The organism is Chitinimonas sp. (assembly GCF_041904975.1).
Classification (GTDB): domain Bacteria; phylum Pseudomonadota; class Gammaproteobacteria; order Burkholderiales; family Chitinimonadaceae; genus Chitinimonas.
Window position 1 is genome coordinate 1 of record NZ_JAYRLZ010000303.1, and the last position, 4,762, is coordinate 4,762.

At 59.9% G+C, this 4,762-nt stretch carries 4 protein-coding genes and 1 pseudogene; 1 reads left to right on the forward strand and 4 read right to left on the reverse strand.

Annotated elements, in window-relative coordinates:
* From cysM to ACE3OH_RS19495, 4 genes are all read right to left on the reverse strand, one after another.
* A partial coding sequence (gene cysM, locus ACE3OH_RS19480; protein WP_374357094.1) for a cysteine synthase CysM occupies positions 1-822 on the reverse strand: 822 nt, incomplete at its 3' end.
* A gap of 115 nt (positions 823-937) precedes the next feature.
* Positions 938-1,306, reverse strand: coding sequence for a ComEA family DNA-binding protein (locus ACE3OH_RS19485; protein ID WP_374357096.1), 369 nt, complete (start codon positions 1,304-1,306; stop codon positions 938-940).
* Positions 1,307-1,420: 114 nt separating this feature from the next.
* Positions 1,421-2,452 (reverse strand): L-threonine 3-dehydrogenase, encoded by a 1,032-nt coding sequence (tdh, locus tag ACE3OH_RS19490; RefSeq protein ID WP_374357098.1) that lies wholly within the window; start codon positions 2,450-2,452, stop codon positions 1,421-1,423.
* Positions 2,453-2,593: 141 nt separating this feature from the next.
* The gene (locus ACE3OH_RS19495) at positions 2,594-3,790 is read right to left on the reverse strand and encodes a glycine C-acetyltransferase (RefSeq protein ID WP_374357100.1); all 1,197 of its coding nucleotides are present in this window, start codon (positions 3,788-3,790) and stop codon (positions 2,594-2,596) included.
* A 239-nt stretch (positions 3,791-4,029) separates the two neighbouring features.
* Here ACE3OH_RS19495 and ACE3OH_RS19500 point away from each other — a divergent pair.
* A pseudogene (locus ACE3OH_RS19500) lies at positions 4,030-4,762 on the forward strand (glycerol acyltransferase); the annotation flags it as partial.

Here is a 4,762-nt window from a genome sequence, read left to right on the forward strand (position 1 = left end):
GGCGTTTTCCACTTCGGCCGATAGCCTGAGCGCCGCTGCCATGGCGCCGCCCGAGCTGATGCCGGCAAAGATGCCTTCCTCGCTGGCCAGCCGGCGTGTCATCTGCTCGGCCTCTTGCTGGCTCACTTCCATGATCCGGTCGATCCGGGAAAAGTCGCAAATGCCCGGCACATAGTCGGCCGGCCATTTGCGGATGCCGGGAATCTGCGCGCCATCGCAAGGCTGCACGCCGATAATCTGCACGTCAGGATTCTGTTCTTTCAGAAAGCGGCCGGTGCCCATGATGGTGCCGGTGGTGCCCATGCTGGAAACAAAGTGGGTGATCTGCCCGGCGGTATCGCGCCAGATTTCGGGGCCGGTGCCCTCGTAATGCGCCAGCGGGTTATCCGGGTTGGCGAACTGGTCGAGAATGATGCCGCGACCTTCATCGCGCATGCGCTCGGCCAGGTCGCGCGAGCCTTCCATGCCTTCGGCCTTGCTCACCAGGATGATCTCGGCACCAAACGCCTTCATGGTCTGGCGCCGCTCGATGCTCAGGTGCTCGGGCATGATCAGCACCATCTTGTAGCCCATCATGGCTGCCGCCATCGCCAGGGCGATGCCGGTATTGCCACTGGTGGCCTCGATCAGGGTGTCGCCCGGTTTGATGGTGCCGCGCGCCTGGGCGCGGCGGATCATGCTGAGCGCCGGCCTGTCCTTCACCGAGCCGGCCGGATTATTGCCCTCTAGCTTGGCCAGCAGCACATTGCTGGTATGGCCGGGCAAATGCTTGAGCCGCACCAGCGGGGTGTTGCCAACGAAATCTTCCAGTGTCTGGTACATGCTTGCACTCCGAGGGAGGGTGCATTGTAACGTGCCGGCTGTGCCGGCCTTATTCCAGTACGGCTTAAACAAACGCCCCCGCTATGGCGGGGGCGTCGGGTGGAACGGCTTCAGGCTATTTCTTGGCCTCGGCCTTGTCGGTCTTTTTGTCGGCTTTCTTGTCGGACTTGGTGTCCGGCTTCTTGTCAGCTTTCGCCTCGCTTGGCTTGGCCTCAGCCTTTGCCGCAGCTGCGGCGCCGTCCACGGTCACTTCGCTGCGGAATTTATCGATGGTGGCTTTGCCGATACCCTTGACCTTGTCCAGATCATCCACCGATTTGAACGGGCCATTTTTCTGCCGGTAATCGACAATTTCCTTGGCCTTGGCCGGCCCGATGCCCTTGAGCGTTTCCAGCTCCGCCTGGCTGGCGGTGTTCAGATTGATGGCGGCGAATGCGGCGACCGACATCAGCAGGGCAAACATTGCAGCAAGCAGTTTCTTCATGGCGTCTCCAGACAAAGGTTTGAGGGGCGTTTGACTGCCTGCGCAGCATAGAAGCCAAGGCACCCCTATCGCAATGCCTTTGTGGGAGCAGCTTGCGGCCGCTCCCGCCGCCGATCAGACCGTGGTCCAGTCCAGGATCACCTTGCCCGATTGACCGGACAGCATGGTTTCAAAGCCGGCCACATAGTCGTCGACCGGGAACTGATGGGTGATCATCGGCGAGAGATCCAGGCCTGACTGCAGCATGGCGGCCATCTTGTACCAGGTCTCGAACATTTCGCGGCCGTAAATACCCTTGATGATCAGGCCCTTGAAGATCACCTGGTTCCAGTCGATGGCCATGGTGCCGGGTGGAATGCCCAGCAGGGCGATCTTGCCGCCATGGTTCATCGCTTCCAGCATGCTGCTGAACGCCTGAGGATTGCCGGACATTTCCAGACCGACGTCGAAACCCTCGGTCATGCCCAATTCATTCATCACCAGCTTGAGGTTTTCCTTTGCCACATTCACCGCACGGCTGGCGCCCATCTTCAGTGCCAGATCGAGCCGGTACTGGTTTACATCGGTGATCACCACATGGCGCGCGCCGACATGGCGGCAGATGGCCGCCGCCATGATGCCGATCGGGCCGGCACCGGTAATCAACACGTCTTCGCCGACCAGATCAAAACTCAAAGCGGTGTGGGTGGCATTGCCGAAGGGGTCGAGAATCGAGGCGATTTCGTCGGGAATATCATCGGGAATCTTGAAGGCATTAAAGGCCGGGATCACCAGATACTCGGCAAACGCGCCTTCGCGGTTCACGCCGACCCCTGTGGTATTGCGGCACAGATGCACACGGCCGGCGCGGCAGTTGCGGCAGTAACCGCAGGTGATATGGCCTTCGCCCGAAACCCGGTCACCGATCTGGTAGCCCTTTACTTCCGAACCCATGCCGACCACTTCGCCGACATATTCATGGCCGACATGCATGCCGATCGGAATGGTCTTTTGCGCCCAGTCGTCCCATTTCCAGATATGGATATCGGTGCCGCAAATGGCGGTCTTGCGGATCTTGATCAACAGATCGTTGTGCCCGACTTCGGGCTTCTTGACACGCTGCAGGGTAAGGCCTGGCGCGGCTTCGGCTTTGACGAGTGCTTTCATGTTTATCCCTTCCGAAGGCAAAACCTGTAGACACTGAGAACAGGGAGGACACAGAGAGCACAGAGGAAGGCCAAAACTCAGCTGGTTTTCTCTGTGTGCTCTGTGTGCTCGGTGCTCTCTGTGTCTACAGATTTTTGGTTGTTAGATCACGCCCAGTTCACGGCCCACGGCGATGAATGCCGCCACCACCCGGTCGATATGCTCAGGCTCATGCGCCGCGCTCATCTGGGTGCGGATGCGGGCCTTGCCCTTTGGCACCACCGGGAAGCTGAAACCGATTACATAGATGCCATGCTCCAGTAGCTTGGCAGCCATCTCGCCTGCCAGCTTGGCGTCGCCCAGCATTACCGGGATGATCGGGTGCTCGCCCGGCGCCAGGGTAAAGCCGGCGGCGCTCATCTTGCTGCGAAAGCGCTCGGCATTGGCTTGCAGCTTGGCACGCAGGCGCGGGCCGTCAGTTTCCAGAATGCGGAATACTTCGAGACTGGCAGCCGTGATGCTGGGCGCCAGCGAATTGGAGAACAGATAGGGGCGCGAGCGCTGGCGCAGCATATCGATGATCTGCTGGCGGCCGGCGACATAGCCGCCCGAGGCGCCGCCGAGGGCCTTGCCCAGTGTGCCGGTATAGATATCAACCCGATCGGACACGCCGCAATGCTCGGGCGTGCCGCGGCCGTTTGCGCCGATAAAGCCGACCGCGTGCGAATCATCGACCATTACCAGAGCCTGGTACTGGTCGGCCAGATCGCAGATGGATTTCAGGTCGGCAATAAAGCCATCCATCGAGAACACGCCGTCGGTGACGATCAGCTTGAAGCGTGCGCCGGCGGCGGTGGCCGCTTCCAGCTGGGCCTTCAAGTCGCTCATATCGTTGTTTTTGTAGCGATAGCGCTGTGCCTTGCACAGGCGCACGCCGTCGATGATCGAGGCGTGGTTCAGCTCGTCCGAGATCACCGCATCGGCTTCACCCAGCAGGGTTTCGAACACGCCGCCATTGGCGTCGAAGCAGCTGGAATACAAAATGGTGTCATCGGTGCCGAGAAAGCCCGAAATCGCGGCTTCCAGATCCTTGTGCACGGTTTGCGTGCCGCAGATAAAGCGCACTGAGGCCACGCCATAGCCGTAATCGTCCACGCCCTTTTTGGCAGCGGCAATCAGGCGCGCATCGTCGGCCAGGCCCAGGTAGTTATTGGCGCAGAAGTTCAGCACTTGCTGGCCGTCGCGCAAGGCAATATCGGCGCGCTGATGGGTGGCGATGACGCGCTCGGGCTTGAAAAAGCCGGCGTCACGGATCGCGTTCAGCTCGGTTTCAAGGTGGGCTAGATAGGCGGGGTTCATTGTCTCTCCTCGGTCGGCTTGGTAAGCCGGTTGGTGCCGGTTTGGCGCAGTGTCGGCGATTTTACACCGGCGCCGCCATCGGGCGAGATTGGCATTCCGCTTCCATTGAGGCATGCAGGCACGCTGTCCATGATGTAACCGTGGCCGGGCGTATTGCGGAGCATCCATGATATGGCGAGGTTTCAAGCCGCTGCCCCGCTGCTACACTGCCAGCCATCGCCCATCCTCAAGCTTGCGCAATGAGCCATAACGCCAATCAGTTCGATCTGTTCAAGAGCCGGCGCTTTCTGCCTTTGTTTGTTACCCAGTTTCTCGGGGCTTTCAACGACAATCTGTTCAAGACCGCCATGCTGGTGATGATGGGCTGGTTTGGGCTCAAGTTTGCCAATATTCCGCCGGCCAAGCTCACTGCGGTGGCCAGTGCGGTATTCATCCTGCCGTTCTTTCTGTTTTCGGCGCTGGCCGGACAGATGGCGGAGAAGTACGACAAGGCGGTGCTGGCGCGGGCGGTGAAGATGCTGGAAGTGTTGATCATGGTGATCGCCACCGCCGGCTTTTATCTGCGCGACGCCAATATCCTGATGGTGTGTGTGTTCCTGATGGGTTTTCACTCCACCCTGTTCGGGCCGCTCAAGTATTCGATCCTGCCGCAATACCTGAATGAGCAAGAGCTGCTGGGTGGCAATGGCCTGATCGAGCTGGGCACCTTTGTGGCCATCTTGCTTGGCGAAATTGCTGGCGCCATTCTGGTCGAGCGCAATCCCGACAATGCCATCCTGATCGGCGGTGCCTGCATTGCAGTCGCGCTGATGGGTCTGGCGTCCAGCCAGGCGATGCCGCCGGCGCCGCCGCAGGCGGCATCGCTCAAGCTCAACTGGAATATCTTTTCTGAATCGTGGAACATCATCCGGCTCAGCCGCCGCAATATGTCGGTGTTCCATTCCCTGATGGGCATTTCCTGGTTCTGGTTTT

Bases quoted from the DNA above. Each gene is read 5' to 3' on its own strand.
- ACE3OH_RS19495 (WP_374357100.1), bottom strand. From the start codon at position 3,790: ATGAACCCCGCCTATCTAGCCCACCTTGAAACCGAGCTGAACGCGATC.
- tdh (WP_374357098.1), bottom strand. From the start codon at position 2,452: ATGAAAGCACTCGTCAAAGCCGAAGCCGCGCCAGGCCTTACCCTGCAG.
- ACE3OH_RS19485 (WP_374357096.1), bottom strand. From the start codon at position 1,306: ATGAAGAAACTGCTTGCTGCAATGTTTGCCCTGCTGATGTCGGTCGCC.